This window comes from Pantoea sp. X-Soil-MYKO-1785, from assembly GCF_059730675.1.
In genome coordinates this window covers 1,896,939-1,922,974 of the sequence record NZ_AP036000.1, presented here as the reverse complement: position 1 = coordinate 1,922,974, position 26,036 = coordinate 1,896,939, and the positions used below count along the sequence as shown (strand labels likewise).

Below are 26,036 nucleotides of genomic sequence, written 5' to 3'. Positions count from 1 at the left end.
TCCCCTTACGCCCCGCGAAAGCCTTCAGGTATCGCGTAGTCAGTTGACGAAACAGCCATCACATCGCGCTGCCACTTGCCGTTGATGCATTTTGGCCGGCCGGCTCTGTCCCATTTCTGTGCTGAACTCAGATAGCCCGGGAACTTGCCAGGACGAAAGATGGTTTCCGGTCGCACGTATTCGCACATCTTTGAGTCTTCAGCCCACTTAGCGATTGAGTAGTCCACGGTGAGGATCAGCTCATCAGCAGTAAAATCTTCAGCCAGGCGACCGCGAATAGGTGCCAGTGAAGATTTTGATTTCTGAAAGCGCATACCAGCTGCACGGTTCAGATGCTCCAGAACACTGAAAGCGGCCTGATTTGCATCAATGGCGTGGTCGGGTTGCGCAGCAACCTGACAAGAAGGGTTTGTTGTAATCTCTGTAGTATTCTCTGTTGTATTCTCTGTAAGAGTGGGACAAATTGACCCGATGGACTGGGACAACTTGACCTTATCCATAGGGACAGATTGACCTTTTCGATCAGGACAATTTGTCTCTCTCGATAGGGACAAATTGTCCCTATCGGTCAGCAAAGGGTTTTCGTAGTTAATTGCGTAATAATTAGTCTGGTCGTGCTGCTTTTTTTTAAGCTGCTCAACATAAATCAGACCCATCTTTTTCAATGAAGAAACCGTTCTTTGTATCGTCTTGCCAGTCCACCAGGGGAACTGCTCATTCCAGGCATTAATGCTGTTATAAACCCACCGCTTGCCGTCATATTCCACGCCGGAATTGGTATCCTCCAGCCAGTAGCAAATCTGCTGCAGCACGATGGCCTCATTCAGACCAATACGCTGCGCCAGCACCGGGCTGATTACCAATGGCTTAACCTTCAGCAATAAACTCATGACGCCACCTTCCTGAACTTCTGACTGAACAAAGCGCGGGGCTGCATGCATGGGTGCGGATAGTTGGGGCGCATGTAAATCACACGATGATTCACCACGTCTACGCCTACCGTTTCCACCACGACGCCCCGATGGTCCTTATAACGCTCCACCCAGGGTTTAATGATCTCGTTTTCCATCAGTTCACACCTGACTGCGCCGGGCGGCGGTAAAACGATTTCCACGCTGCCTCAACTACCAGACGAGTGGTTGACTGGTAGTTGTTAGGGCCACCAACGGTCGGTATGATTTGCTCATAGACAGGGACGCCAGCGATAACACGGCAACGGAATTGCCGAACTGCTTTGGTTTGGCTTACAATGGACATGCGATTGATTCTCCACACACGTTGATTTAGTCGCGACCGACGCTCAGGGCTGCAATCCCTGGGCGTCACTTTTTTGGGGCTTAAACTTTTCATCTCAAATATCCTGCGCTTCGATCTGCACACCTGACGCATCAATCTTCCTGCCGTTCGCCACGAACATATCCACTGAGTGCTCAGCAACGCCGACGCCATACAACGCCATGAAGCCAAGAAAACCGTGAATCTGGTGACGCATTTTTTTGTGGAACAACGCGGAAAGGGTTTTGCGCTCTTTGCTGTCGATCACACCGTCAGACGCGGCGGCAATTTTGGCGATCGCTAACTCACCAGCTGCTGCGCTCGTTTTCATTTCGATGTCGTACAAATCGACCTTATCGACCTCTTTCACTGCGGATACATCCACCAGCAGTTTTCCGTGACGTGCCGCGAAAAATTCGGCCAGGCATGCGGTACCAGATAACTCTTCCATCTTCATGAGTTCATCCAGGGTGAAGAAACGACTGCCACATTTGCGGTACATGTGGTTGTGAAACTGATCGATGGTCATGCCTAAGTCATCGGCCATACCTAAACGACCCGCTTTATGTGCCTTGCACATCAGCCGAATTGCTGTGTTGATTGTGTCTACCATTTGTTTTTTCCTTGGGTAGTTATGCTGTGATGTTTTTTTACTTATCCTGCTTTTCTTGGCATTCCATCCTTTGGGTGGGGATAGATGTCTGGCCTTAATTGGTGGGGAGTTACTGCCCATCCGCCCCATTCACAAAGTGAAATGACGCGCTCGGGCGGAACTCGGTTCTTTGTAATCCAGTTAGCGACAGACTGAACGGAGTTGAATCCAAACCGTCGAGAGACTTCCGACATTGAACCAACAGCACGAACAGCTTTTTCGCTAACATTCTTGAAGCTTTGCGGCATCTTTGGGTCCTCATAAGTGGGGTAAGCTCAATACTACTTAAAGTAGTATTTTTATGCAACTTAAAATAGAAATGACAACTATGTTTTGTGCGCTTACTCTTCCACTTATGGTGGAAGAAACTAAATACAAAGACTTTGCCGACAGGCTTAACAAGTCGCTCCAAAGCAAGGCGCTGGGAGTTAAAGAGCTTTCAGAACTCAGTGGCGTCTCTTATGAGATGGCGCGGCGCTATACGCTTGGCACTGCAAAGCCGAGGGATGAAAAAATGATGAGGATCGCTGAGAAGCTTTCTGTCTCGCCTGCATATCTTGATTACGGCGTAATGGAAAACTTTGATATGCCGGACAAAGGAACTGTGAGGATCAAACAGTTAGACCTGCATGCATCTGCTGGTCATGGATATGTAAACCCTCCGTTCCCCACTGTTATAAGCTCCATTGAGATACCGGAGACAAGGATTTATGAGTTATTCGGTAGACGGACACTTGAAGGAATCGAATTAATTAACGTTGATGGGGACAGCATGATGCCAACGCTTTCCCCGCGTGATTTATTGTTTGTTGATAGAGCAATAGACCACTTCAATGGTGATGGCGTCTACGTCTTTAACTTTGAAGACTCGACTTTTGTTAAGCGATTACAAAAGGTTAAGGGCAGAAAACTAGCAGTCCTCTCTGATAACGAAAAATATCCTCCCTTCTTTATTGAAGAAAACGAGATGGCTGACCTTTACATCTTCGGCAAGCTAATCAGGTGCTTGCCTCTAAAGATGCTCGATTTTGGATAAACAATCCTTCTGAAGAAACCGGCTTAGGCCGGTTTTTTTTCGTCTGCATATCAGCCATTTACGGCTAAATCCAACGCCACTCCTTTATTTTCTACTTTTTGTAGTTGATTTTCTCTACTTAAAGTAGCTATATTCTACACATCGGAGTTGCTCAAAACTTTAGAGAGTGAGAATGAAAGTGATCAAGAACATGTCGAATACAAAGCTCTGGGAACTGATCACCTTTCTTTACCTCTTCCCGGATGCTGAGTTGGTTTGTGACGGTGATATCGGTGTAGTGACCATGCAGTGCGGTAGTGAAAGCCTGGCTTACGGGCCAGCGTTCTAAGGGTACGAAATTGCTGTGTTGGCGGTTATTCAGAAGGCTTGGTTTAACCGCCCTTTTTCACAACGACAAGGACATTTGCAAAGCGGGTGTTTTCGAACGCTTTAGAGGCGTGGAGTAAGTGTCCTTCTCGTTGTGGTGAATGCGGCTAGCGCACGCGGAAGACTGTCAAACAGCGCATGCTGAAAGTCTAAGAGTTTCCGCTCTGGTGTTTGTCAGTCTGATCAGAGCACCGGGAGGCACCCGGCACCGCAGCAACCTTTCATGTGTGTGGAGTAATCGGGCTGTGGGTTATTGCAGTAACCCACCAGCCAATTTAAACGAATCCCAAAAGTTTTTTATTGCCGTCACTGGCAAGGGATTCATGCAACCAAAAAAATCGTGTGTGGAGAATTTCATGGAAAAGCCAAACGACCATATCACCGTCGGCATCGTTACCCTGCCCTACAGCCATATCCTGAACGGCTGGATATTGCCTGATGGCTCGGTAATCAGTAATCCCATTAAGGCGCAGCGTGAAGCAGAGCTGCTTAATAAAACCATCAACATCACCATCCACTGAGGGCCGGCAGCATGCTTTCTTTCAAATCAAATAAAGAAGTTGTGGCAGCTGGCCACCAGTTCGCCAAAAACATAGGCAAGGAAACCTCACTGCTGGAGATGGCAAAGATGGTTACGGAGCTGGCGTCTCGTCTCGACGTTGCCAACGTCCGCGCCAGCCTGATGGCTGCAGAGGTTCTGCGTATCAACAGTGTTCTGCCTGATACGATCACTGCGCTTCATTTGGCCGGCGCAGATATGACCCTGATTGATGACCTGAATGCAGCAATGGCCACGCCAGCCAGCGATCAGTGGATTCGCACCCTCCGCGGTGAAGCGTTCGGAGAAGCACGGCGCGCCATTTCAACACTGGGTAACCACCAGCAGCCCGGCATTTCACACGCGATCAACATCATTTCCCAAATGGAAATGGATTTACTTCGCTCACGTCCGGTAACGCTGAAGGTGGTGTCATGAAAAAGATCGCACAATTTCGCCGCAGCACAGGCCCCAATGCCGGTTTCAGTGAAAAGTTGGCCTGGCAGTTATCCAAAGGCCCGGCTACAGGCAGCGAACTGGCAGAACGTCTCGGCATGACGCTGCGTGAGTTTAATCGCTTAGTCCTTCACATCATGCGCCGCGGTGGTGAAACCCTTCAGGTTGAGGCATCCAATCAGGTCTGTCTCGGTGGTGGCTCCATTGACCGCACTTACACCCTGGTCAGAAATCCTCGCCGTGTTGCTCCCCCGGCATGTAAGCCAATAGTTATCAACTACAGCAACGACCGGTCTGAAGAGGCTATTAATCGCCATCGTGAAGCAGCTGCACGCCGTGCTCGTCTGATTGCCAGCGGGCTGTATCTGGAATGCATGGGTTAAGGGGATCGAGATGAGTGAAGTAAAACGTTACGGCTATTTGGGCATTGTCGAGGAAGAGGATGGCGAGGTAGTCAAATGGGAAGACTACGCTGCCCTCAAAGCAGAGCGTGACGCACTGGCGGCTGAGAATGCACGATGCAAATTCGAAATATCACGGTGCCATCAGGCTGTGGATGAAATGTTTAAACAGCGTGGAAAATGGGTTGATAGAGAATGGCTGTCTGCTGTCTGGGCCACTTCGAAACGCCTTAAAGAGAACACCCCAGCCACCGACGCCTACCTCAACTCTGTGCGGGCTGAGGGCGTGGAGATGTTGGCCGCAAAACATCAGGCTATCGTTGATACGCTCAATGGTGATTCGCTATTCGCTGACGGTGAGCGCCGGCATGCATCAATTGCAGCAGCAGCCGTTCATTTCGCCGCCCAACTCCGCGCCGGTAAGGATGGTGAGTGATGGATACTCGTGAGCCAATGCGACGCTGTAAAAATGACAGTGACAAAATGAATCTGCCTGAAGGGAAGACATGTAGTTACTGCGTTCATTGCCGCCGCTGCACAATGATTTTTGGACACATCCCAACAGATGAAGTGTGCGACTGGGCACCATCAAGATTCCGCCTGGCTGAGCCAGTTATCCGCGCAGGAGAGCCATCATGGAATTATTGAACGAGCTGGTTGAGCTTGCGAGCAAGACTACAAAGGGTGCGTGGGTTGCAGATTCTGGAGAGGGATGGGACGCGATTATTTCTCAACAGGACATGGTTAACAGCAACTTCATCATCGGCGAATTTATAGGGCCAGACAGCACGGTCAATAAAGATTTCGTATTGGCGGCCAGTCCAGAAAACATCCTCGCCATTGCCGAAGCATTCCGGGCGCTGGAGCAGCGCGCAGAAGCAGCAGAGGCGCTAAATAACCATCTGGAATTAGCTGTTAGAAAGGCCGAGGGTGTGAGCGAAGCGCTGAGACGAAAGGCAGAAGCAGCAGAGGCGAAGCTGAGCGCGCTTCAGGATGGTTTTGCTGAGGCTATCAGGCACAAAGACAGGTTGGCCGATGAGCTGAACGAACTGGCGAAGCAGGAGCCTATTTATCAGCTTATTGATGATGGTAACTGGTATGACGCTGAGAAATATATCTATGACGAATGCGTTAGAAATGGCGATAAGGGCCGCATTGTGTTCACCCACCCCGCGCCCGCCGCTGACCTGGCTGAACTGGTGCCGGTAGCCATCCCTAAAAACGTTTTTAACGTGATTTATGACGAGTGCGGCGGATTTGTAGAAACGACAGCTAATGCGCAGCACATATGGGAATACTGCCGCGCCGCAATACTGCACAATGCTGGGCGGCTATGCTGGCAGCAGCGCCGGAGGTGGGATGATGGCTAAGCACCGTAACACAACTGCCCGCATCGAAAAGAAGGTTTCAAAGGTCGCTAAAGAGCTGCTGCTGGCGCTTTATCCCAGCCTGAATGGCAATGACTTCACTGTCGAGGGTGACAGCTTTAAATCCTATCGCGGCACCGTGTGGCATGATCAGCACGTTGTATGGTTCGGCCCTGACTACTTCGGTGAGTGGGACGAATCAGAATGCTACTGGCTGCTTTACTCTTGGCTTATTGATAATACGACAGACTGGGAAGGCATCGGCAAGGCTCATGACGCCGTGGGTTGGCATCCTGATGTGGAAGTTGATGAGTCCCCGTTCTACTCGTCCTGGCGCGGTGCTTCCCGTGCTGAAGTCATCAGTCATTGCCGTGATCTGGTTAAAGCTGGCGTGACACTTGACCACATGCGCTGAGGATATACTGATGCCTAAATCCCCCGCCGAACGCAAAGCAGCGCAGCGTGCCAGACAGGCCGCTGCCGGTGCTAAAAAGCTGGAACTGGCGCTGGATAGTCAGGAACTGGAGATGCTGGCGCAGAACTGCGCCGCACGCCGCCCCGGTCGTGAACCGTATGAGCTGAACGAATACATAGCGTTGCTCATCCGCAAAGATGCCGCAGAGCTGGCCCAGCAGATCGAAGCGCTGGCCAGGCAGAAATGCGGGAAGTGTGGCGATCAGTTGCCGGTGCGGTCATGCCCTTGCCAGGGTGAAGCGGCGTGCTGGACCACCAGCGGCTGGCATAAACTGAAGTTGAAAATCGATACGCCGTGACCCGTCACGGATAAAACCTGATGCAGCAGGAAGTGTGGAGAATAGATATGGCCAATATTGAAATGATATTTGAAAGCGAAGCAATGGAAAAAATTGGTGTTACTTCCCGAACAACAATGAGGACTTACGTGTTGAATTATTCCTTCCCCAAGCCAGTTAGGAATCGCCCTAAGAAATACCTACTGGCTGAGGTGGAACAGTGGATTTTGAATGGTGGCGTTAATCAGAGATCAGCTTAATCTGTTCGAAAATCTTATCAGCGTAAAGCTCATAAGCAACACGCTGCTCTGCTAACCAATCGTGCTTGTTATAGACAGCAAGCACTCCTCCAAGGTCGTGCCCCAGCATCTTTTCGATGACGTGGGGCGCAACACCCTCCTCTGCTAACCGTGTCGCCATCGTTCTGCGAAAGTCATGTGCAGTAAAATCACCAAAGTTGAGTTGATCACGCAAGAGCCGCACATACCTTGTAGAGGAACCAATGCTCAGGGGAATGCTCTTTTCGAACGCGCCCTGAAACAGTAAGCCATTTCCGGAATCAATTGCCTTTTTGAGAAAAGGTTCTATTTGTTTGAAAATGGGTCTTCTAATAATTTTATTAGTTTTGCTGCGATCTGATGGCAGAGTCCAGATGCCCTCTTCAAAATCAAACTCCTCTTTACGCGACTCTCTTAACTCACTGTTGCGTGAGCCATAGAGGATGAGACATTTGATGAGCATCTTACTCGAAAATGTAGCTGTGGATTTGTCATTCTCAATCCAGATTTTGGCTAATTGTCGATAGGTAAGAACCGTGTCGCCAGTTTTAGGGTTTCGGCCAAACTCTTTTGGATTCAGTCTAAGAAGTGATGAGTCCTCAATAAATTGGCGTCTCGTGCACCATGCTATGGCACCACGCAAATGCACCAACAGCTTACGGGCTTTCAGCGGATTGGCTTGCTCTTGCTCAGTAAAAAAATCCACCCAGGCGCTGACAGGTATGTGCTCGATTGGTAGATCGGCAAAGTACTTTTCCATCTCATTGAGAACTATGCGCTCATACACTTCAGCGGTGCTTTTTCTCAATGACTGGAGTACGTAATTGTCATACCAATATGTTATGCACTCATGTACGGTTGGCTTCTTTTTCTTTACGATTTGCTGATGTTTTGGATCGATGCCTTCAGCAATGAGGCTTTTATACTCACCTACCTTTATACGCGCGTCACGTAGTGACACAGCAGGGTATCGACCTATGCCAAGCCTATGTTGGCTGCCATTTATTCTGTACCGGTATTGAAAGCTGACTACCCCTTTAGGGGTTATTCTTATCCCTAAACCATCAGCATCTGTGATTTCCGCTGGTCCGCTATAGGGCTTGCCATGCAATCCGCGTAGCTTTGTGTCGCTAATAGCCATTATGTACTCACCATCAAAATCCATGACTCAATATGTACTTAAAGGCCATTGTACACAGATGTTTATTAGTGTACAGAAATGAAGGCAGGCATAATTAACTGAACAATAATAAATTTATAAAACAGAGAGATATGAACGAAAATGATAGCTATTGAACGATGATGTTTTTGACTGTTTGTTAAATTTGAAACCGGCAAAATTATGCCCAGGACCTGCAGCTGTCGATCCGTGGCTTTGGCTCACGCTCGACCTATGGCGTGCGCGGTTTACGCATCTATGTCGACGGCATTCCGGCCACCATGCCGGACGGCCAGGCGCAAACCTCGAATATCGATATCGGTTCAATCGACCACGTTGAAGTCCTGCGCGGGCCGTTTTCCGCGCTGTACGGCAACGCCTCTGGCGGAGTGGTGAATGTCACCACCCAGGCCGGGCAACAGCCGCCCACGCTGGAGGCCAGCAGCTGGTACGGCAGCTATGGCAGCTGGCGCAACAGCGTCAAAGCCAGCGGCGCGACCGGCGACGGCAGCCACGCCGGGGATGTGAACTACACCGTTTCCGCCTCACGCTTTACCACTCACGGCTATCGCGATCACAGTTCGGCGCAGAAAAATCTCGGCAATGCGCGGCTCGGGGTGCGGATTGATGATGTCAGTACCTTAACCCTGCTGTTCAACAGCGTGCATATTGATGCGCAGGACCCGGGCGGGCTGACGCCGTCCCAGTGGCGCGACAATCCGCGTCAGGTGGTAAGCAACGTTTCGCTCTACAATACGCGTAAAACTGTCGATCAGACCCAGGGCGGCCTGCACTACCAGCGCCAGATGAGCGACAACGACGATCTCAGCGTGATGGTCTACGCCGGGGTACGGGAAACCACCCAGTTTCAGTCGATTCCCGCCAGCCTACAGACCAATGCCCGCCATCCCGGCGGCGTGATCGACCTGACCCGCCACTATCAGGGGATCGATACCCGCTGGACGCACCGCGACACGCTGCTGTCGATTCCGGTGACACTGACCGGCGGTCTCGACTACGAGACCATGACCGAACGGCGTAAAGGCTATGAGAACTTCACCGTCAGCAACGGCGTGACGCATTACGGCGATCAGGGTAACCTGCGCCGCAACGAGCGTAATCTGATGTGGAACCTCGACCCCTATCTGCAGACGGCCTGGCAGCTGACCGATAAGCTGTCGCTGGATGCGGGCGTGCGCTTTAGCACCGTCAACTTCGACTCCAATGACTTCTACGTTGGTAACGGCAACGGTGACGACAGCGGCAATGCCCGTTATCACAAATGGCTGCCGGCGGCGTCGCTGAAATATGCGTTTGATCCGAGCTGGAACGCCTATCTTTCGGCCGGTCGCGGCTTTGAAACCCCGACCATCAATGAGCTTTCTTACCGTTCTGATGGTCAGTCGGGCCTGAATCTTGGCCTGAAACCGGCCACCAGCGACACGCTGGAGATCGGCAGCAAAAAACGGATCGGCAATGGCCTGGTCAGTGCGGCGCTGTTCCAGACCGATACCCAGGATGAAATTGTTGCTGATACCAGCAGTGGTGGACGCACCACCTATAAAAATGCCGGGGAGACCCGCCGCCGCGGACTGGAGCTGGCGTTAGATCAGCAGTTTGGCTGGGACTGGCAGCTGAAAATGGCCTACACCCTGCTGGATGCGCGCTATCGCAGCAACGCCTGTGGCAGCGACAGCTGTGACGGCAACCGCATCCCGGGCATCGCCCGCAATATGCTGTACGCCGGACTGGGCTATGTGCCGGAACAGGGATTCTATGCCGGGGCTGAAATGCGTTATCTGAGTCAGATCGCCGCTGACGATCAGAATGAGGTCAAAACGCCGTCCTACACCGTGGTTGGCCTGAACAGTGGTTATAAGTGGCAGGTCAGCGACTGGACGCTGGACCTGTTTGGGCGGGTCGACAACCTGTTTGACCGCGAGTACGTCGGATCGGTGATCGTCAATGAGAGCAATGGTCGCTACTTCGAATCGGCACCGGGCCGCAATTACAGCGTTGGTTTAACCCTCGGCTACGCCTTCCGCTAAAACAAGTCGGGCTACCATTGCGGTGGCCCGACTCTTAAGCTCACACGCTAATCAGGCGCGCGAAGTCAGCTGCGCCAGAATATCAGCGCTGCTGCCGGTTTCGCCTAAGCGTGGGAAGATCAGGTTGACGCTATTGTTGTGGGTATTGAGGTCTAAATCGGTCATCGCGTCGGTGGCCAGCGTGACGTTGTAACCTAATTCATATGCCTGGCGTGCCGTGGATTCAACCCCAATGCTGGTGGCGATGCCGCAAATCACCACCTGCGTAATGCCACGCTGCTGCAGCTGCTGGTGCAGTGGCGTCGCGTGAAAAGCCCCCCAGGTGTTTTTTGTGATGCTCAGGTCGTCCTGCTGCGGCGTCATTTCCGGCACCAGGGTGGCCCAGTTGGCCGGCAGTTCGCCGCCATGCCGTGCCTGTTCAGTCCGTCCCGGTGCACCGCCCGCCACGTTGACCAGTACCACCGGCAGATCGCTGGCACGAAACGCCTGTGCCAGGCGCGCGCACTGCTCAATCACCGGCTGCGGCTGATGTACCAGTGGCAGCGCAACGATGCCGTGCTGCAGGTCGATTACAATCAGCGCGGTTTTCGCATCAAGTGTGGTTACAGCCATCTTTAGTCCTCTCAGGGTTCATGTTCAGTCAGTCGTTGAAGTAAAGGGATGGCGTCAATCAGCTGCTGTCGCTCGGCCGGGGTAAGTCGCGCCTCAAATGCCTCAATCAGCCAGTCGTCACGCCGGGCACGGCTGGCGGCGATCACCGCCAGGCAGGCGTCAGTGGGACGGTAACGGGTTTTGCGTCCATCGTGCGGATCGGGTTCGCTGGTCACCATACCCGCCTCCAGCAGCGTTGCCACGGTGGCCCCCATCGACTGGCTGCGCACTCCTTCCGCCGCCGCCAGTTCAGTGACCGTCATCGCCCCGTCACGCACCAGGTAGCCCAGCACCGCCACCTGCGACCAGGTGAGTTCACCCGGTGGCGCAGACTCACGCAGTTTGCGGCCCAGCTTGCCCACCAGCATACGCAGCGTGGCAGCAGGTTCGCTTAAATCGCACATCGCCCTCTCCTCAGGTTTGACGGTCAGTATAGAGATACGAAGGTAAACTGTGTAGTTTGCCCTGGTATCAATTTGTAATTTCCGGCCGTTGCAGATAGTGGATCAGGCTATGAAAGCGCAGCGGCGTGCTGAGCGGATTGCGGTAGCTGTGCGTGACGTCGGCGCGAAACTGAAACGCCGCGCCACGCGGCAGACGCCGCCACAGATCGCCGACCCCGAGCAGCAGCTCTCCCTCAATCACCACCACCTGTTCGATGCAGCCCGTCTCATGCGGCGAAGAGATGCTCTGCGCACCGGCAGCCAGTTCAACCGCCAGCAGATCAAAGCGCAATTGCGGATCGTAGGGCAACAGCGGCTGGACCGACATTTCGGCATTGGGCTGGCTGAAGGCAGCCGGACTGCCTGGCGCGGGGCCGCCCTCAATGAAATACGAAAACGGCACGTTAAAGCCGGTGGCGATCTTCCACAGTGTCGCCACCGTCGGGCTGGATTCGCCGCGCTCGATCTGGCCAAGCATCGCTTTACTGACGCCGGTGCGTTCGGCGGTCAGCGTCAGGCTCCAGCCGTTGGCCTGACGTAGCTGTCTGAGTGCGCTGCTCAGATGGTGTTGAAGATTGCCCATTAATTCTCCTGAATTGAGACGCCTGCTGCGGTCATCAGCCTGTTCGCTGACCGGATGGCGGCAGTGTAGCACTTGTGCGTTATAGCGCATCATGCGACTATGTGCGCTATAACGCACAATTGGGGATCAACCGATGTCTGAGGTCGCCGTTCAACCCCGCTTTACCCTGCCGATGCTGGTGTCGGGTTTTGTCGCCGTGCTGGTGGGATACAGCAGTACCGGTGCAATTGTTTACCAGGCTTTTCAGGCGGCTGGCGCCTCGCCCGGTCAGATTGGCGGCTGGCTGGCGGTGCTGGGACTCGGGCTCGGCATTGCCACGCTCGGGCTGTCGCTGCGCTATCGCATGCCGGTGCTGGCCGCATGGTCAACGCCGGGCGCGGCGCTGCTGGCGACCAGCTTTCACGGCATCACCATCAATGAAGCGGTCGGGGTGTTCGTTTTCGCTAACCTGCTGATTGTGATCTCTGGCGTGACCGGCCTGTTTGCCCGCCTGATGAATTACATTCCCGCCTCGCTGGCGGCGGCGATGCTGGCCGGTATTTTGCTGCGCTTTGGCCTGCAAACCTTTGCCGATTTACAAACCAACTTTGTGCTGTGCGGCAGCATGTGCCTGGCCTGGCTGCTGGCCCGTCGCTGGCTGGCGCGTTACGCCATCCTGCTGACGCTGCTGATCGGCGTGGCGGTGGCGCTGGCGCAGCGGGCGATCCACTTTCCACCGCAGCCGATTATGCTGGAGCTGCCGCAGCCGGTGATGCCGCACTTTACCCTGACCACGCTGATCGGCATCGGGCTGCCCTATTTCCTGGTCACCATGGCGTCGCAGAACGCGCCCGGCATCGCCACGCTGCAGGCGAACGGCTACCGTCCGCCGGTTTCCGCGCTGATTGGCTGGACCGGTTTTATCGCGCTGTTACTGGCGCCTTTTGGCGGTTTTTCGGTCTGTGTCGCGGCGATAACTGCGGCGATCTGCATGAGTGAAGAGGTGGATGCCGATCCGCAGCGACGCTGGCGGGCGGCGGCACTGGCCGGCCTGTTTTATCTGCTGGCGGGCGCATCCGGCGCGCTGATCGCGGTGTTGTTCAGCGCGCTGCCGGCGGAACTGATCCAGGCGCTGGCCGGACTGGCATTGCTGGCCACGCTGGGCGGCAGCCTGCAACGCGCGCTGGAGCAGCCAACCGAGCGCGATAGTGCGTTAATCACCTTTCTGATCACCGCCTCGGGGGTCTCGCTGCTCGGCATCGGTCCGGCCTTCTGGGGACTGGTCGGCGGCGTTATCGCCCACCTGCTGCTGGTGCGTAAGCGCGCTGATTAGCGCTCAGCGCGGTTGTTTTTGCAGCAGCCGGTGAAAAAACCGCTGCATTTGCCCCCTTTTCCGCCGTTTGATTTGTCATTGTCCCGCGTAAAATCAACCCAATCGTCGATAACACGCGATTTTCTGCCTCAGACAACGACCGATAAGGGCCCAACAGGTGGCAAAAACTTTTCTGCGCAGCGGTAATTTAGATGCAGTTCTGGCGTTAGGTGAAAATGGCCAGCCGGTCTATGCCTCAGCGTTACAAATTCGCGAGACCCTGCGTCTGCGCCGTCAGGGCGCACTGGCAGATTGCCTGGCCATTCCACAGGCCAACGACCGGGGCGATCGCCTCGACTGGTATGCGCCCTTCAGCGGCCGGGTGAAATCCTGGCTGGCCGCCAGCGATCATGAGCGCCGCGCCGCGCTGCAACATCTCACCGCCTGCCAGCAGGATATGCAGGCGCTCAGTACGCGCGCGCGCGCGGCAGAGAATCCGGCCATGCGCCTGTTCGGCGCACTGCTCAGCAAAAGCCTGCAGTTTCCCGATCAGCAGTATGTTTACCTGGTCGATGGCAAACCGGTGATCACCTTCTGGGGCTTTGTCGATGCCCAGGCCCGCAGCCGCGATGACGCGCTGGCCTGCCTGCGCGATACGCTGGAAGAGAGCCTGCCGCCCCTGCTGGTCGAGCCTTCGCCTGCGCCCGTCGCCGGGCCGGTCACTATCGAACCGCTGCTGGCCGAGCCGTTACTGGCCGAGCCGCTGCCGGTCGAACCGGAACCGGAACCGACAGCCGAACCGGTTGTCCTGCCCGCCGCACCGGCGGTCGTTACGCCTTCCGCACCCGCTGCGGCGGGCCGTTTCCGCATCTGGATGATAGTGCCGCCGCTGGCGATTGCCGCCGCCGTGGCCGTGGCGGTGCTGCTGCACCGTCCGCAACCGGTCAGCACCCCGGTTGCGCCGCCGGCGACGCCGGCTGCTGTGCCGGTGGTCAGAACGCCGTCGGTGGTCAACGCCGCCGAAAAACTGGCGGCTTCCCTGCCGCAAAAACCGGCCACGGTTAATGCCGCCGCCGCTGCACCTGCCGCCGCGTCTGCTACCCTTGCCAGTGTGGTGACCCCGGCAGTGCCGGCCCGGCCGGACGATCTGATCGTCACCCCGGATGCGGTGCGCGACGGCCAGGTTGAGGTGATTGATGGCCGCTGGCGCGTCACGCTTGGCTCAATGCCAACCGCAACCGGCAAGCCGGCAGTGATGCGTTTTCAGTTTAAAAATGGCAAAGGCAGCGTACAGATCGCCCAGGACAATACCCGTTGTAAGGCGGACGTCAGCGCGGCGATGACCAGCGCCGGTAATCTGGTGATCGAAAGCCGCTACACCGCTAAATGCGAGAATAAATCCCGCTATCGCATGCCGCTGCTGATCTGCCATGCCAGCATCGGTGCCGCAGTGTGCGAAGCGCAATATGCTGATGACCGGGTCTTCCCGATGACGATTAAGCGTGAGAGTAAATAAACATGCTGGCTCCCCTGATCGATGACAAACAAAAAATTTCGCTGATTGAAAACAGCGGCGTGCAGTTTCTGGATTTTGGTCTGCAGCTCTCAGCTCCCCAGGCGCGCCGCCAGTTTGTGCGCCAGACCGCCAACGGCCCGTTGCTGCGGCTGAACGTGGATGGCAACAGCGGTAAGTTTCTGCTCTACCCGGAAGATGGCGGCGCACCGGAAGTGGTGCGTCCGGAGTCAGACATCGCGCTGGTTGATTCGCTGACCCTGCTCTCCGGCTGCTGGCTGCCGCTGCCGATGCTGCGTTGCGCCAGTGGACGGCGGTTTATTGGCGGACCGGAAAACTGGGCGCGGATGCGTCTGGTGGCGCTGGAAACCCCTGACGCCGCCGGCAATACCCATCGCGTCAGCCTGGCGTTTGATACCCGCTGCGTGGCGGAACAGGATGGCGGCGAGAAGCTCGGCCTGTCGGCGGCCGATGCGCAGAATGGCGTGACCTTCGCGCTGGCCTGGCACAACTACGAGCTGGGTGAGTTTCTCGACCACACCTGGGTCGACGGCTGGCTGCGTGAAACCTTTACCGATCGGGTCTCTGACCGCCGCGAGCAGGCGATCAATCAGGCGCTGCGTGAGTTTGAATATCAGGCACACTACCTCAATCTGCTGGAGCTGCTGGGCGAACAGCTGAACCTCAGCGAGTTCCACATTCAGGCCGCTACGCTGCAAACGCCAGCGGTTAACGTCGATATCATTCTGGACGTCGGCAACTCACATACCTGCGGCATTCTGGTGGAAGATCACCCGGAAGAGAGCAACGGACTGAAGCAGACTTATGAGCTGCAGCTGCGTGATTTATCCCAACCGCATCAGGTCTATAACGAACTGTTTGACAGCCGGCTGGAGTTTGCCGAAACCCGTTTCGGTAAAGAGAACTTTTCGCTGGAAAGCGGCCGCGAGCACGCCTTTATGTGGCCGTCGCTGACCCGCGTTGGCCGTGAAGCGAGCCGCCTGGCCCTGCAGCGGGTCGGTCTGGAAGGCAGTACCGGCCTTTCCAGCCCACGCCGCTATTTATGGGACGAAGCGCGCTACCAGCCAGGCTGGCGCTTTAATAATCCTGGCGCGCAGTCTGAACCGCTGGCCTGCGCCGCCCCGTTTACCACCCTGCTGAACGATGAAGGCCAGCCGCTCTATACGCTGCCGCTGGACGATCGGCTGCCGGTGTTCTCACCGCACTACAGCCGCAGTTCCCTGATGACCTTTATGCTGTGCGAGCTGCTGGCCCAGGCCCTGATGCAGATGAATAGCGCCGCCCAGCGTCAGCGGATGCCGCAAAGTCACGCGCCGCGTCAGCTGCGCCATGTGATCCTGACGCTGCCTTCAGCGATGCCAAAACCGGAACGTGAAATTTTCCGCCGCCGGATGCAGCAGGCGATTGCGCTGGTGTGGAAAGCCGAAGGCTGGCTGAGCGACGACGAAGATGTCGCGCCGGCCGGTCCGCGCCACAGCCCGAAACCGCTGCCGGATGTGCAGATGGAGTGGGATGAAGCGACCTGCGGCCAGATGGTCTGGCTGTTTAATGAAACTCAGGTGAACTTTGCCGGTCGCGCCGAAGACTTTTTCAGCAGCATGGCCCGGCCGGATCGCCCGCGTGAGGCGGATGAGCTGCCGGGTAAAAGCCTGCGCATCGCCTCGATTGATATCGGCGGCGGCACCACCGATCTGGCTATCACCCAGTACCGGCTGGACGATGGGCTTGGCAACAACGTGAAAATCACCCCGCGGCTGCTGTTCCGTGAAGGCTTTAAGGTGGCCGGTGACGACATCCTGCTGGATGTGATCCAGCTGTGGATCCTGCCGGCGCTGCAACAGCATCTGCAGAAAGCCGGACTGACGCTGGCTGAGCCGCTGATGAACAAGCTGTTCGGTCACGACAGCCGGATGGACGGTCAGGCCACCCTGCGCCAGCAGGTAACGCTGCAGCTGTTTATTCCGCTGGCACAGGCGGTGCTGGAGCGCTACGAAAACTGGGACCCGCTGGAGAGCCACGCCGAGATCAACGCCCTGTTTGGCGAACTGGTAGAGCAGTCGCCTGGCGAAGCGGTACTGGCTTTCGTCAACGGTGAAATTCAGCGTGAGCTGGGCGTCAACAGCCGCTTCGACCTGTTACAGGTGCCGCTGGTGGTCAGCCTGGCGCAGCTGCACGGCGAGTTTATGCAGCACCGGATGGCGATCATCCCGGCGCTGCGCTCCATGTGTGAAGTGGTGTCGCTCTATCAGTGCGATGTGCTGCTGCTGACCGGCCGTCCGTCGCGCTTCCCCGGCATTCAGGCGCTGGTACGCCATCTGCAACCGCTGCCGGGCAGCCGTATTCTGTCGCTGGAAGGCTATCACACCAGCGACTGGTATCCGTTTAACAAGCATGGTCGCATCGATAATCCGAAATCGACCGCCGCCGTTGGCGCGATGCTCTGCCTGCTGGCCCTGGACCTGCGCCTTAGCAGCTTCTGGTTCCGCGCCGGCGATTTTGAACCCTATTCCACCATCCGTTACCTCGGTATGCTGGATGAAAATCAGGCCCTGACCGACGAAAACCTCTGCTACAGCGAGATCGACCTCGACGATGCCGGTTTTGCGCTGGATAAGAAGAGCAGCTTCCGCATTCGCGGCAACGTCTGCCTCGGCTTCCGCCAGCTGGATAACGATCGCTGGCCCGCCTCACCGCTCTACAGCCTGACGCTGAACGATGCCACCCTGGCGCGTAAAGTGGCCGGTGAAAGCGTGTTGCGCATCAAGCTGGCGGTGCAAGCCGGCCCTGATGCGCCGGGTCCGGAAACGCTGGTGCTGAGCGATGCGCGGCTGGATGATGGCAGCCGCGTGCCGCTGGAGCAGCTGAGTCTGAAACTGAATACCCTGTCGGCCACCGGCAACGCTAATGCGCAGTACTGGATTGACAGCGGGAGCGTATGTAAACGATGAAAGTTCTCAAACCCCGCCAGCCGCAGACGCTGGCCAAACGCCTTAACCTGCTGCAGGACGCGCTGAACAACAGCCTGGCCTGGATCGAGACCACCCGCGAACAGTCGCCACGACTGGCGCTGGAAGCGGAAACCCTGACTCTGCAACTGCGTCAGGCGCGGGTGCAGACCCAGGCGCTGGCTCAACAGGTGGCCCGGCCGGTGACGCTGGCGCTGTTTGGTCAGTCACAGGCCGGTAAAGCCTGGCTGCTGAACGAGATGGTGGCCGATGCGCAGGGTCAGCTGGTGACCCGACTGGGCGACAAATCGCTCAACTATTTTCAGCACATCAACCCCGGCAACCTCGATTTTGCCACCGCCACCCGTTTCTGCCATCAGCGTGAACCGCTGTCGGGCGAATGGCCGGTCGAACTGGCGCTGCTGACCGAGGCGGAAATTATCCGGCTGATGATCGCCTGCGCGTCCGCCAGCGTGCCGCCGGATGTGGCGCTGATTGACAGCGGCCTGCAGCGTTTGCAGCGTCACCGCCTGACCAGCCCGCTGGCCGGCCTGGAGAGCGATGCGCTGGTGACGCTGTGGTCGTGGTGCCGCCGCCGTCAGCACTATGACGCGCGCCTCGATCGTCACTTCTGGCCGCAGGCGGTTGAGCTGGCCCCCTGGCTAAGTGTGGATGACCGGGTGCAGCTGTTTTCGCTGCTGTGGCCGAATCAACCGGCGCTCAACGATGCCCTGCGCAGCCTGCTGCATTTACGCCACCAGCTGCGCAACAGCAGCCGGGTGCTGGCGCCGCTCAGCCTGCTGACCGATGCGGCCCTGCTGCCGGCCGAGCAGCTGATTGTGCCGGCCAGCGAGCAGGATCTGCAGCAGCCGGTCGAGGTCTGTCCGACCAACGGCAATCGAATCGGCAAACCGCAAAGCGTGGCGCTGGGGTTACTGGCGTTACTGACGCTGGAAGTGGTGATCCCGCTGAGTTCGACGCCGCGCACCGCGCTGTATGATGAGGCCGACATGCTGGAGCTGCCCGCACCAGGCCAGCCGAATGATGAGGCCGCCGCGGAGGATCGCCTGCGCCTGCAACAGCGCGATCCGCTGCGCGCTGCGCTGCTGGAACAGAAACGCGCCCTGCTGCCCGGCCTGTATGCCGCGCGCCAGGCTATTGATCTGCTGCTGGTCTGTACCGCCGCCAGCCAGCGTCAGGATGCCGATCGGGTCAGCCAGTCGCTGCGTGAATGGCAGCGTCTGCAACCGACCCAGGAGTCGGCTGAAAAACCGCGGCTGATCTGGGCCATCACCCCGCATGACGCCCGTCATCAACAGATTAACGTCGATGAAGCGGTGCAGCGTCAGATGGGACAGCCGGGACGACACTGGGGATCGATGCTGGCGCTGGATCGCGCGGGTGTCGATCGCATGGCCAGCTGGTTGCAGGATGAGATGCAGCCTGAGGCCCGTCGCGAACTGCTGCTGAGCCAGCTGGCGCAGATTCAGCACACCGTGGTTGAGCGGCGTTTATTGCCGTGGACCGAGGCGGGTGCCAGCCCGGAACAGGCGGCGCGCAAACAGAATATCGCCGACACCCTGCTGAAATGTTTACAGCACCGTACCGGCCTGCATGGCGAACTGCTGGAACGTCTGCAGCCGCCGCGTGAAGCGCTGCGCCAGCTGTGGCTTAATCAGTCGAGCCTGAGCCGCAGCACGCCGCATCCGCAGGCAGCAGAAAATCAGTTCGGCATCGGCTTTGAGTTTGATCTGTTCAGCGAATCAGAGCCAGAAGTGCCGGTTCAGCCTCGTCCGAGCGGGCACGGCGCTCAGCATTTTCCGCGCAAGGTACTGCTGCTGTGGCTCGATCACCTGCGCCAGCTGCCGGAAAATCGCAGCCTGCTGACGTTGCTGAATATTGATAAGGCGACCATGGAGTGGCTGGTGGAAGAGTTGATCACCGCCAGTTTCCGCACCGACATGACGCAAAAACTGCAGCAGGCGCTGCATGAGCCCGACAGCCACAGCATCACCCATGAGTCGCGGGCCGATCGTCAGGTGACCCGCGCCATGACGGTGCTGGGTGACTTTGTCGCCTGGCTCGGGTTTTTGCAGCGCCCGGAAGCGGAGCGTCCGGCCAGCCGGGTTAATCGCGGCCAGGCGATCTTTACCCGGCCGCCGGCACCCAGCGTCAACTTCAGCGCCGGACAGCGGCTGACTAAGCTGTCAGCGGCCCCGGCCAACCACACCGCCTATTACATCTACGACTGGCTGGTGGGCCTGAATCAGGTGATTATCGAAAACAACGGCTATACCGGCGGCGGCGATTTACCGCAGGCGTCACGCGAGGCGCTGATCGCCCTGCTTAAACCGCTGCGCGCTTAATCCTTCACCAGGCGCAGTTCGCCGTTCAGCGACTGCGCCGCCTCTTCCAGTAACGCCAGCACCGGAGCCAGATCGGCATGATGTTCGGCGTAATGCTGCAGCCGCACTTCCGCCGGCAAGGCAATACCGCCGGTCAGCCAGTCCCACAGCGCATCCAGGTTGTTGCCAAAATAGCCAGGCGTACCGCCGCTCTGTGCGGCAAACTGCTGGTAGAATGCCGCGCGGCTGGTCAGCTGGCGCAGATCAAATTGCAGGATCAGCATGATCAGGGTACCTGTTTAAAGCTGCGATAGTGATCGGTAGAGAGCAGTACCAGCCCGTCGGAGGAGTAGACCAGCCGGTCGGCGTCGCGCCGTCCACAGCGATAGTTGACGTCCGCCTCATACCACTGGCGCCCCGCCCGTTGCGGCAGGCGTTTCTCACGGTTGGCGAAGCGATCGCCGCCGATGGCTTTGCCGGGCAGCACCTCGCACAGATTGCCTTTGGCCGGATTCCATCCGCGCTTGCGGGCTTCGCTTTTGGTCAGGTAATAGTCCGGCAGCTGCTGATGTTGCAGCACCCAGCGCGCCACCGTATGGGCGTCGGTCAGCGTGGCGATGTCTGCCTGAGCAGGTGCCACAGAGGAGTTCAGATAAGGTTTAAGGCCGTAGAAAGCGGCCGCGAGGACAAGGAAAAGTCCGATCCAGAGTTTTTTTGACATGATGGCATCCGTGACGACAGGATGCAGATGATAGCAGTTTTGCGCGCCGAAAAAAGCGCGGGCCAGACGAGCTGGCCCTGGCGAGGTTATGCAGCGTGCGATTCACCGCTGTGTCGACGCCATGCACCCGGTGCCACACCGTACTGACGTTTGAAGCTGCGATTAAACGACTGCTGCGAATCGAAACCTAATGAAATCGCCACGTTAAGGATCGGCTCATCGGTGCTGGTCAGGCGGTCGGCTGATTTTTTCAGTTTTTTCACCCGGATATATTCACCCAGTGGATAGCCGGTGTGCTCTTTGAACATCCGCTGCAGGTGCCATTTTGAGTAGCCGGCGCGCTCTGATACGGTGTCCAGATCCAGACGTGCTTCAATGTTGTTATCAATCCAGTCGATTAAATCGTGAATAAAGGCGTCACTCATCATTCCAGTCTCTCCCGTCGCCGCGGCGAACAGTATCAGTATTAGTTGCAGTTACACTTAAAGGGTGACTGACTATGTCATTTAATGCAAGTTTTATTAGTACATTAAATGCCGCACTATTTTTAGGGTCTTTTGCCAGCCGCTTAGCTTTTAACCTGCCAATAACAAACCGCACATAAAGTGTATCTGTTATTCTTGCAGTTGCCCGCGACGCAAGCCTACACTCCTCGCGATTAATTGCAATCTTAAAAGTTGCAAATATTGGCCTGTGGGTCGTTTTCACTTATCGCGGAATAACAACAATGATTACCAACTGGGTTCGTCAGGGTTTTACCCTTTTAGGGATGGTACTGCTCATCAGCCAGCTAAGCGGTTGCGATGACGGGGTGGCGCAAAACGCCCCGCCGCCGCCGCCCGAGGTCAGTGCCGCGCCGGTGCTGATCAAGCCGGTCAGCCAGTGGGACAGTTTCAATGGCCGGGTTGAGGCGGTGCAGAGCGTGCAACTGCGTCCGCGCGTCTCAGGTTACATTGAGTCGGTTAATTATCGCGAAGGCGATGAGGTGAAAAAAGGTCAGGTGCTGTTTACCATCGACGACCGCAGCTATCGTGCGGCGCTGGAGCAGGCCAAAGCAGAATTAGCCCGCGCCCGCAGCCAGGCGAGTCTGGCCCGCAGTGAGTCGGGCCGCAGCGAAAAGCTGATTGGCAGCCAGGCGATTTCGCGTGAAGTGTGGGAGCAGCGTCGTTCGGCCGCCAGCCAGGCGCAGGCGGATGTGCTGGCAGCTGAAGCCGCGGTCGATATGGCGCAGCTGAATCTCGATTTTACCCGCGTTACCGCGCCGATTGATGGTCGCGCCAGCCGGGCGATGATCACCGCTGGCAACCTGGTGACCGCCGGCGACAGCGCCAGCGTATTAACCACGCTGGTCTCGCAGCAGAGCATGTATGTCTATTTCGACGTTGATGAAAACACCTTCCTGCACTATCAGGCGATGGCGCGTCAGGGCCAGCAGCGCCATGCATTGCCGGTTGAAATCGCGCTGGTCGGCGATCAGGGCTACCCGCATCAGGGCAAGGTGGACTTCCTGGATAACCAGCTGACCGCCAGCACCGGCACCATCCGTATGCGCGCCCTGCTCGACAATCAGCAGCGTCAGTTCACCCCAGGCCTGTTCGCCCGGGTTCGTCTGCCCGGCAGCGCGCAGTTTGAGGCGGTGCTGATTGATGATAAAGCGGTGTTAACCGATCAGGACCGTAAGTATGTCTACGTGGTAGACAGCCAGGGCAAAGCTCAGCGCCGTGATATCGAACCGGGCGCGATGGTGGACGGTCTGCGCATCGTCAAGTCGGGCCTGAAATCGGGCGATCGGGTGATCATCGCCGGTCTGCAAAAAGTATTTATGCCCGGCATGCCGGTCACTGCTCAGCAGGTCGCCATGCGTGCGGCAACCGCTCAATAATCTGAGGCCGTTATGGACTTTTCCCGTTTTTTTATCGACCGGCCGATCTTTGCGGCGGTGTTATCGATTCTGATCTTTGTCACCGGGCTGATCTCCATTCCGCTGCTGCCGATCAGTGAATATCCCGATGTGGTGCCGCCCAGCGTGCAGGTGCGGGCCGAATATCCGGGCGCGAACCCGAAAGTGATCGCTGATTCGGTGGCAACGCCACTGGAAGAGGCGATCAACGGCGTCGAAAACATGATGTACATGAAGTCGGTGGCCGGTTCTGACGGCGTGCTGGTGACCACCGTCACCTTCCGCCCTGGTACCGATCCCGACCAGGCTCAGGTGCAGGTGCAGAACCGCGTGGCGCAGGCGGAAGCGCGGCTGCCGGAAGATGTGCGTCGGCTGGGTATCACTACCCAGAAAATGTCACCGACCCTGACGCTGGTGGTGCACATGTTCTCACCCAACAACACCTACGATTCGCTCTATCTGCGTAACTACGCCACCCTGAAGGTGAAAGATGAGCTGGCGCGTCTGCCGGGTGTCGGCCAGATTCAGATTTTCGGTGCCGGTGAGTATGCGATGCGCGTCTGGCTCGATCCGAATAAAGTGGCGGCGCGTGGCCTGACCGCCGCTGATGTCGTCAGCGCGATGCAGGAGCAGAACGTGCAGGTTTCTGCCGGTCAGCTGGGTGCCGAGCCGCTGAAGAAGCAGAGCGATTTTCTGCTGTCGATCAACACCCAGGGACGGCTGGAGAGCGAACAGCAGTTTGGCGACATCATCTTAAAAACCTCTGAAGATGGCTCGCTGGTGCGGCTGCGCGACGTGGCGCGGATCGAAATGGGCTCCGGCAGCTATGCCCTGCGCTCGCAGCTGAATAACAAAGATGCGGTCGGTATCGGCATCTTCCAGGCGCCTGGCGCCAACGCCATCGACCTCTCCAACGCGGTGCGGGCCAAAATGGATGAGCTGGCGACCCGCTTCCCTAACGACGTGAAATGGGCGGCACCGTACGATCCGACCGTCTTCGTGCGTGACTCGATCAAGGCGGTGGTGCAGACCCTGCTGGAAGCGGTGGTGCTGGTCGTACTGGTGGTGATCCTGTTCCTGCAAACCTGGCGCGCCTCGATTATCCCGTTGCTGGCGGTGCCGGTTTCGGTGGTTGGTACCTTTAGCGTGCTCTATCTGCTCGGCTTCTCGCTGAATACCCTGAGCCTGTTTGGTCTGGTGCTGGCCATCGGGATTGTGGTGGATGACGCCATCGTGGTGGTGGAAAACGTCGAGCGTAACATTGAGATGGGGCTGACGCCGCGGGCGGCGGCGCATCAGGCGATGCGAGAGGTTTCCGGGCCGATCATCGCCATCGCGCTGGTGCTGTGTGCGGTGTTTGTGCCGATGGCATTTTTGTCAGGCGTGACCGGTCAGTTCTACAAGCAGTTCGCCACGACCATCGCCATTTCAACGGTGATCTCAGCGATTAACTCGCTGACGCTGTCACCGGCGCTGGCGGCGATGCTGCTGAAAGATCATCATGCGGCCAAAGATCTGCCGACCCGGATTATCGACCGGCTGTTTGGCTGGCTGTTCCGGCCGTTTAACCGCTTCTTCCAGCGCAGTGCCCACGGCTATGAAACCCTGGTCGGTAAAACCCTGCGTCGGCGCGGTGCGGTATTTGGCGTCTATGTGCTGCTGCTGGCGGGTGCCGGTTTCATGTTTCACAGCGTGCCGGGCGGCTTTATTCCGACCCAGGATAAGCTCTACCTGATCGGCGGCGTTAAGATGCCGGAAGGCTCATCACTGGCGCGCACCGATGAAGTTATTCGTAAGATGAGCGAAATCGGCATGCAGACCGAAGGCGTGGCGTATGCGGTGGCGTTTCCAGGCCTGAATGCGTTGCAGTTTACCAACACCCCGAATAGCGGCACGGTATTCTTTGGCCTGAAACCGTTCAATCAACGCACCCACACCGCAGCGGAGATTAACGCCGAGATCAATGCCAAAATCGCCCGGATTCAGCAGGGCTTCGGCTTCTCGATCATGCCGCCGCCGATTCTGGGACTGGGTCAGGGTTCGGGCTATTCGCTCTATGTTCAGGACCGCGCGGGCCTCGGCTATGGTGCGCTGCAGACCGCCATCAACACCATGTCGGGTGCCATTATGCAGACGCCGGGAATGCACTTCCCTATCTCCTCATATCAGGCGAACGTCCCGCAGCTGGATGTGCAGGTTGACCGGGATAAAGCCAAAGCACAGGGCGTGTCGCTGACCGATCTGTTCAGCACTCTGCAGACCTATCTCGGTTCGTCTTACGTTAATGACTTCAACCGTTTTGGTCGCACCTGGCGCGTGATGGCTCAGGCTGACGGTGATTTCCGCGACAGCGTGGAAGATATCGCCAATCTGCGGACCCGTAACGATCGCGGCGAGATGGTGCCGATTGGCAGCATGGTGACCATTTCGACCACTTACGGTCCCGATCCGGTGATTCGCTACAATGGCTATCCTGCCGCCGACCTGATTGGCGATGCCGATCCCCGGGTGCTCTCATCAGCCCAGGCGATGACTCAGCTGGAAACGATGTCCGGTCAGCTGTTACCCAACGGTATGAACATCGAATGGACCGATCTGAGTTATCAGCAATCGACTCAGGGCAATACTGCGCTGATTGTGTTCCCGATGGCGGTGTTGCTGGCTTTCCTGGTGCTGGCCGCGCTGTATGAGAGCTGGACCCTGCCGCTGGCGGTGATCCTGATTGTGCCGATGACCATGCTCTCTGCGCTGGTAGGCGTCTGGCTGACCGGCGGCGATAACAACGTGTTTGTGCAGGTCGGACTGGTGGTGCTGATGGGGCTGGCCTGTAAGAACGCGATTCTGATCGTTGAGTTCGCCCGCGAACTGGAAATGCAGGGCAAAGGGATTGTCGAGGCGGCGCTGGAAGCCTGTCGCCTGCGTCTGCGTCCAATCGTGATGACCTCCATCGCCTTTATTGCCGGGACAATTCCGCTGATTCTTGGCGAAGGTGCAGGTGCAGAAGTCCGCGGCGTGACCGGCATTACGGTGTTCTCCGGCATGCTCGGCGTGACGCTGTTCGGGCTGTTCCTGACGCCGGTGTTCTACGTCACCTTACGTAAGCTGGTGACGCGGAAAGCGAGCAAAGCCGCGTTACAGACGGTATAAACTGCAAAAGGGCGACCGCGGGGTCGCCCTTTTTTTGGCTGTCGTTGCGAGCCACTGAATCTGCTCTCGCGGCTGCTGAAGATGGCAGATATGATAATTCGCCGTTATTCATCGCCGTGTTGAGCCGGAGATTGACACTAAAAAGCCC

At 57.1% G+C, this 26,036-nt stretch carries 27 protein-coding genes and 1 pseudogene; 17 read left to right on the top strand and 11 right to left on the bottom strand.

Translation table 11 applies throughout. The features are described from left to right. Positions 1 to 5 precede the first annotated feature (5 nt). The 4 genes from AC6I8D_RS08995 to AC6I8D_RS08980 form a co-directional block, all read right to left on the bottom strand. Positions 6 to 890, bottom strand: a complete 885-nt coding sequence (locus AC6I8D_RS08995) for a conserved phage C-terminal domain-containing protein (RefSeq protein WP_497819984.1) — start codon at positions 888 to 890, stop codon at positions 6 to 8. Further along, the gene (locus tag AC6I8D_RS08990; RefSeq protein WP_094106108.1) at positions 887 to 1,069 is read right to left on the bottom strand and encodes a DUF4222 domain-containing protein; all 183 of its coding nucleotides are present in this window, start codon (positions 1,067 to 1,069) and stop codon (positions 887 to 889) included. Before AC6I8D_RS08990 ends, AC6I8D_RS08995 begins: the two co-directional genes overlap by 4 nt. 282 nt (positions 1,070 to 1,351) lie before the next feature. Beyond that, complete coding sequence (locus AC6I8D_RS08985; RefSeq protein ID WP_279810411.1) at positions 1,352 to 1,888, bottom strand: YmfL family putative regulatory protein; 537 nt, start codon at positions 1,886 to 1,888, stop codon at positions 1,352 to 1,354. Between the two features lie 41 nt (positions 1,889 to 1,929). Further along, positions 1,930 to 2,175 (bottom strand): transcriptional regulator, encoded by a 246-nt coding sequence (locus AC6I8D_RS08980; RefSeq protein ID WP_497819983.1) that lies wholly within the window; start codon positions 2,173 to 2,175, stop codon positions 1,930 to 1,932. A gap of 53 nt (positions 2,176 to 2,228) precedes the next feature. On the opposite strand from AC6I8D_RS08980, the gene AC6I8D_RS08975 reads away from it, so the two are divergent. The 10 genes from AC6I8D_RS08975 (at position 2,229) to AC6I8D_RS08930 (ending at position 7,103) form a co-directional block, all read left to right on the top strand. Beyond that, on the top strand, positions 2,229 to 2,963 hold the full coding sequence (locus tag AC6I8D_RS08975) for a LexA family transcriptional regulator (protein WP_497819982.1): 735 nt from the start codon (positions 2,229 to 2,231) through the stop codon (positions 2,961 to 2,963). A 190-nt stretch (positions 2,964 to 3,153) separates the two neighbouring features. Then, on the top strand, positions 3,154 to 3,291 hold the full coding sequence (locus tag AC6I8D_RS08970; RefSeq protein WP_497819981.1) for a hypothetical protein: 138 nt from the start codon (positions 3,154 to 3,156) through the stop codon (positions 3,289 to 3,291). 394 nt (positions 3,292 to 3,685) lie between these two features. Next, positions 3,686 to 3,850 (top strand): DUF1317 family protein, encoded by a 165-nt coding sequence (locus tag AC6I8D_RS08965; protein ID WP_497819980.1) that lies wholly within the window; start codon positions 3,686 to 3,688, stop codon positions 3,848 to 3,850. Positions 3,851 to 3,861: 11 nt separating this feature from the next. Next, positions 3,862 to 4,305, top strand: a complete 444-nt coding sequence (locus AC6I8D_RS08960; RefSeq protein WP_497819979.1) for a hypothetical protein — start codon at positions 3,862 to 3,864, stop codon at positions 4,303 to 4,305. Further along, the gene (locus AC6I8D_RS08955; RefSeq protein ID WP_497819978.1) at positions 4,302 to 4,706 is read left to right on the top strand and encodes a hypothetical protein; all 405 of its coding nucleotides are present in this window, start codon (positions 4,302 to 4,304) and stop codon (positions 4,704 to 4,706) included. The genes AC6I8D_RS08960 and AC6I8D_RS08955 overlap by 4 nt, the downstream gene beginning before the upstream one ends. A 10-nt stretch (positions 4,707 to 4,716) precedes the next feature. After that, a complete protein-coding gene (locus AC6I8D_RS08950) occupies positions 4,717 to 5,160 on the top strand; it encodes a hypothetical protein (RefSeq protein ID WP_497819977.1) in 444 nt (147 codons plus the stop codon). 199 nt (positions 5,161 to 5,359) lie between these two features. Continuing rightward, a complete protein-coding gene (locus AC6I8D_RS08945) occupies positions 5,360 to 6,094 on the top strand; it encodes a hypothetical protein (protein ID WP_497819976.1) in 735 nt (244 codons plus the stop codon). Next, on the top strand, positions 6,084 to 6,506 hold the full coding sequence (locus tag AC6I8D_RS08940; protein WP_497819975.1) for a hypothetical protein: 423 nt from the start codon (positions 6,084 to 6,086) through the stop codon (positions 6,504 to 6,506). The genes AC6I8D_RS08945 and AC6I8D_RS08940 overlap by 11 nt, the downstream gene beginning before the upstream one ends. Positions 6,507 to 6,516: 10 nt before the next feature. Then, a complete protein-coding gene (locus AC6I8D_RS08935; RefSeq protein WP_497819974.1) occupies positions 6,517 to 6,864 on the top strand; it encodes a hypothetical protein in 348 nt (115 codons plus the stop codon). 47 nt (positions 6,865 to 6,911) lie between these two features. Then, positions 6,912 to 7,103 (top strand): helix-turn-helix transcriptional regulator, encoded by a 192-nt coding sequence (locus AC6I8D_RS08930; protein ID WP_497820666.1) that lies wholly within the window; start codon positions 6,912 to 6,914, stop codon positions 7,101 to 7,103. Here AC6I8D_RS08930 and AC6I8D_RS08925 read toward each other — a convergent pair. Further along, positions 7,084 to 8,262: a tyrosine-type recombinase/integrase gene (locus AC6I8D_RS08925; protein ID WP_497819973.1), complete on the bottom strand. Its 1,179-nt coding sequence runs from the start codon at positions 8,260 to 8,262 to the stop codon at positions 7,084 to 7,086. The two genes, AC6I8D_RS08930 and AC6I8D_RS08925, sit on opposite strands and share 20 nt — an antisense overlap. Positions 8,263 to 8,450: 188 nt before the next feature. Here AC6I8D_RS08925 and pqqU point away from each other — a divergent pair. Next, positions 8,451 to 10,328, top strand: a pseudogene (gene pqqU, locus AC6I8D_RS08920) (TonB-dependent receptor PqqU); the annotation flags it as partial. Positions 10,329 to 10,379: 51 nt separating this feature from the next. On the opposite strand, the gene AC6I8D_RS08915 reads toward pqqU, so the two are convergent. From AC6I8D_RS08915 to AC6I8D_RS08905, 3 genes are all read right to left on the bottom strand, one after another. Next, the gene (locus tag AC6I8D_RS08915) at positions 10,380 to 10,940 is read right to left on the bottom strand and encodes an isochorismatase family protein (protein ID WP_497819972.1); all 561 of its coding nucleotides are present in this window, start codon (positions 10,938 to 10,940) and stop codon (positions 10,380 to 10,382) included. An 11-nt stretch (positions 10,941 to 10,951) separates the two neighbouring features. After that, positions 10,952 to 11,383 (bottom strand): MarR family winged helix-turn-helix transcriptional regulator, encoded by a 432-nt coding sequence (locus tag AC6I8D_RS08910; RefSeq protein ID WP_312056147.1) that lies wholly within the window; start codon positions 11,381 to 11,383, stop codon positions 10,952 to 10,954. Positions 11,384 to 11,450: 67 nt separating this feature from the next. After that, the gene (locus tag AC6I8D_RS08905; protein ID WP_497819971.1) at positions 11,451 to 12,005 is read right to left on the bottom strand and encodes a helix-turn-helix domain-containing protein; all 555 of its coding nucleotides are present in this window, start codon (positions 12,003 to 12,005) and stop codon (positions 11,451 to 11,453) included. 133 nt (positions 12,006 to 12,138) lie between these two features. On the opposite strand from AC6I8D_RS08905, the gene AC6I8D_RS08900 reads away from it, so the two are divergent. From AC6I8D_RS08900 to AC6I8D_RS08885, 4 genes are all read left to right on the top strand, one after another. Beyond that, a complete protein-coding gene (locus AC6I8D_RS08900) occupies positions 12,139 to 13,317 on the top strand; it encodes a benzoate/H(+) symporter BenE family transporter (RefSeq protein ID WP_497819970.1) in 1,179 nt (392 codons plus the stop codon). 157 nt (positions 13,318 to 13,474) lie between these two features. Beyond that, positions 13,475 to 14,812: an SrfA family protein gene (locus AC6I8D_RS08895; protein ID WP_312056150.1), complete on the top strand. Its 1,338-nt coding sequence runs from the start codon at positions 13,475 to 13,477 to the stop codon at positions 14,810 to 14,812. A gap of 2 nt (positions 14,813 to 14,814) precedes the next feature. Further along, positions 14,815 to 17,778: a virulence factor SrfB gene (locus AC6I8D_RS08890; protein WP_497819969.1), complete on the top strand. Its 2,964-nt coding sequence runs from the start codon at positions 14,815 to 14,817 to the stop codon at positions 17,776 to 17,778. After that, positions 17,775 to 20,141, top strand: coding sequence for a virulence factor SrfC family protein (locus AC6I8D_RS08885; protein ID WP_497819968.1), 2,367 nt, complete (start codon positions 17,775 to 17,777; stop codon positions 20,139 to 20,141). The genes AC6I8D_RS08890 and AC6I8D_RS08885 overlap by 4 nt, the downstream gene beginning before the upstream one ends. On the opposite strand, the gene AC6I8D_RS08880 is transcribed toward AC6I8D_RS08885, so the two are convergent. The 3 genes from AC6I8D_RS08880 to AC6I8D_RS08870 all read right to left on the bottom strand — a co-directional run bounded on the left by AC6I8D_RS08880 (position 20,138) and on the right by AC6I8D_RS08870 (position 21,269). Then, the gene (locus AC6I8D_RS08880; RefSeq protein ID WP_312756863.1) at positions 20,138 to 20,404 is read right to left on the bottom strand and encodes a barstar family protein; all 267 of its coding nucleotides are present in this window, start codon (positions 20,402 to 20,404) and stop codon (positions 20,138 to 20,140) included. The two genes, AC6I8D_RS08885 and AC6I8D_RS08880, sit on opposite strands and share 4 nt — an antisense overlap. Before the next feature lie 2 nt (positions 20,405 to 20,406). Continuing rightward, positions 20,407 to 20,841, bottom strand: a complete 435-nt coding sequence (locus tag AC6I8D_RS08875) for a ribonuclease domain-containing protein (RefSeq protein WP_312056154.1) — start codon at positions 20,839 to 20,841, stop codon at positions 20,407 to 20,409. Between the two features lie 86 nt (positions 20,842 to 20,927). Beyond that, on the bottom strand, positions 20,928 to 21,269 hold the full coding sequence (locus AC6I8D_RS08870) for a helix-turn-helix domain-containing protein (protein WP_013357796.1): 342 nt from the start codon (positions 21,267 to 21,269) through the stop codon (positions 20,928 to 20,930). Between the two features lie 299 nt (positions 21,270 to 21,568). Between AC6I8D_RS08870 and AC6I8D_RS08865 the strand changes: the two genes are divergently transcribed. Together AC6I8D_RS08865 and oqxB are read left to right on the top strand one after the other, a co-directional pair. Continuing rightward, positions 21,569 to 22,723 (top strand): efflux RND transporter periplasmic adaptor subunit, encoded by a 1,155-nt coding sequence (locus tag AC6I8D_RS08865; protein ID WP_497819967.1) that lies wholly within the window; start codon positions 21,569 to 21,571, stop codon positions 22,721 to 22,723. A gap of 12 nt (positions 22,724 to 22,735) precedes the next feature. Next, the gene (gene oqxB / locus AC6I8D_RS08860; RefSeq protein WP_497819966.1) at positions 22,736 to 25,888 is read left to right on the top strand and encodes a multidrug efflux RND transporter permease subunit OqxB; all 3,153 of its coding nucleotides are present in this window, start codon (positions 22,736 to 22,738) and stop codon (positions 25,886 to 25,888) included. Positions 25,889 to 26,036 lie beyond the last annotated feature (148 nt).

Excerpts from the sequence above, each read along its gene's own strand:
- AC6I8D_RS08995 (WP_497819984.1), bottom strand. The coding sequence starts at position 890 with ATGAGTTTATTGCTGAAGGTTAAGCCATTGGTAATCAGCCCGGTGCTG.
- AC6I8D_RS08990 (WP_094106108.1), bottom strand. The coding sequence starts at position 1,069 with ATGGAAAACGAGATCATTAAACCCTGGGTGGAGCGTTATAAGGACCAT.
- AC6I8D_RS08985 (WP_279810411.1), bottom strand. The coding sequence starts at position 1,888 with ATGGTAGACACAATCAACACAGCAATTCGGCTGATGTGCAAGGCACAT.
- AC6I8D_RS08980 (WP_497819983.1), bottom strand. The coding sequence starts at position 2,175 with ATGCCGCAAAGCTTCAAGAATGTTAGCGAAAAAGCTGTTCGTGCTGTT.
- AC6I8D_RS08975 (WP_497819982.1), top strand. The coding sequence starts at position 2,229 with ATGCAACTTAAAATAGAAATGACAACTATGTTTTGTGCGCTTACTCTT.
- AC6I8D_RS08970 (WP_497819981.1), top strand. The coding sequence starts at position 3,154 with ATGTCGAATACAAAGCTCTGGGAACTGATCACCTTTCTTTACCTCTTC.
- AC6I8D_RS08965 (WP_497819980.1), top strand. The coding sequence starts at position 3,686 with ATGGAAAAGCCAAACGACCATATCACCGTCGGCATCGTTACCCTGCCC.
- AC6I8D_RS08960 (WP_497819979.1), top strand. The coding sequence starts at position 3,862 with ATGCTTTCTTTCAAATCAAATAAAGAAGTTGTGGCAGCTGGCCACCAG.
- AC6I8D_RS08955 (WP_497819978.1), top strand. The coding sequence starts at position 4,302 with ATGAAAAAGATCGCACAATTTCGCCGCAGCACAGGCCCCAATGCCGGT.
- AC6I8D_RS08950 (WP_497819977.1), top strand. The coding sequence starts at position 4,717 with ATGAGTGAAGTAAAACGTTACGGCTATTTGGGCATTGTCGAGGAAGAG.
- AC6I8D_RS08945 (WP_497819976.1), top strand. The coding sequence starts at position 5,360 with ATGGAATTATTGAACGAGCTGGTTGAGCTTGCGAGCAAGACTACAAAG.
- AC6I8D_RS08940 (WP_497819975.1), top strand. The coding sequence starts at position 6,084 with ATGATGGCTAAGCACCGTAACACAACTGCCCGCATCGAAAAGAAGGTT.
- AC6I8D_RS08935 (WP_497819974.1), top strand. The coding sequence starts at position 6,517 with ATGCCTAAATCCCCCGCCGAACGCAAAGCAGCGCAGCGTGCCAGACAG.
- AC6I8D_RS08930 (WP_497820666.1), top strand. The coding sequence starts at position 6,912 with ATGGCCAATATTGAAATGATATTTGAAAGCGAAGCAATGGAAAAAATT.
- AC6I8D_RS08925 (WP_497819973.1), bottom strand. The coding sequence starts at position 8,262 with ATGGCTATTAGCGACACAAAGCTACGCGGATTGCATGGCAAGCCCTAT.
- AC6I8D_RS08915 (WP_497819972.1), bottom strand. The coding sequence starts at position 10,940 with ATGGCTGTAACCACACTTGATGCGAAAACCGCGCTGATTGTAATCGAC.
- AC6I8D_RS08910 (WP_312056147.1), bottom strand. The coding sequence starts at position 11,383 with ATGTGCGATTTAAGCGAACCTGCTGCCACGCTGCGTATGCTGGTGGGC.
- AC6I8D_RS08905 (WP_497819971.1), bottom strand. The coding sequence starts at position 12,005 with ATGGGCAATCTTCAACACCATCTGAGCAGCGCACTCAGACAGCTACGT.
- AC6I8D_RS08900 (WP_497819970.1), top strand. The coding sequence starts at position 12,139 with ATGTCTGAGGTCGCCGTTCAACCCCGCTTTACCCTGCCGATGCTGGTG.
- AC6I8D_RS08890 (WP_497819969.1), top strand. The coding sequence starts at position 14,815 with ATGCTGGCTCCCCTGATCGATGACAAACAAAAAATTTCGCTGATTGAA.
- AC6I8D_RS08885 (WP_497819968.1), top strand. The coding sequence starts at position 17,775 with ATGAAAGTTCTCAAACCCCGCCAGCCGCAGACGCTGGCCAAACGCCTT.
- AC6I8D_RS08880 (WP_312756863.1), bottom strand. The coding sequence starts at position 20,404 with ATGCTGATCCTGCAATTTGATCTGCGCCAGCTGACCAGCCGCGCGGCA.
- AC6I8D_RS08875 (WP_312056154.1), bottom strand. The coding sequence starts at position 20,841 with ATGTCAAAAAAACTCTGGATCGGACTTTTCCTTGTCCTCGCGGCCGCT.
- AC6I8D_RS08870 (WP_013357796.1), bottom strand. The coding sequence starts at position 21,269 with ATGATGAGTGACGCCTTTATTCACGATTTAATCGACTGGATTGATAAC.
- AC6I8D_RS08865 (WP_497819967.1), top strand. The coding sequence starts at position 21,569 with ATGATTACCAACTGGGTTCGTCAGGGTTTTACCCTTTTAGGGATGGTA.
- oqxB (WP_497819966.1), top strand. The coding sequence starts at position 22,736 with ATGGACTTTTCCCGTTTTTTTATCGACCGGCCGATCTTTGCGGCGGTG.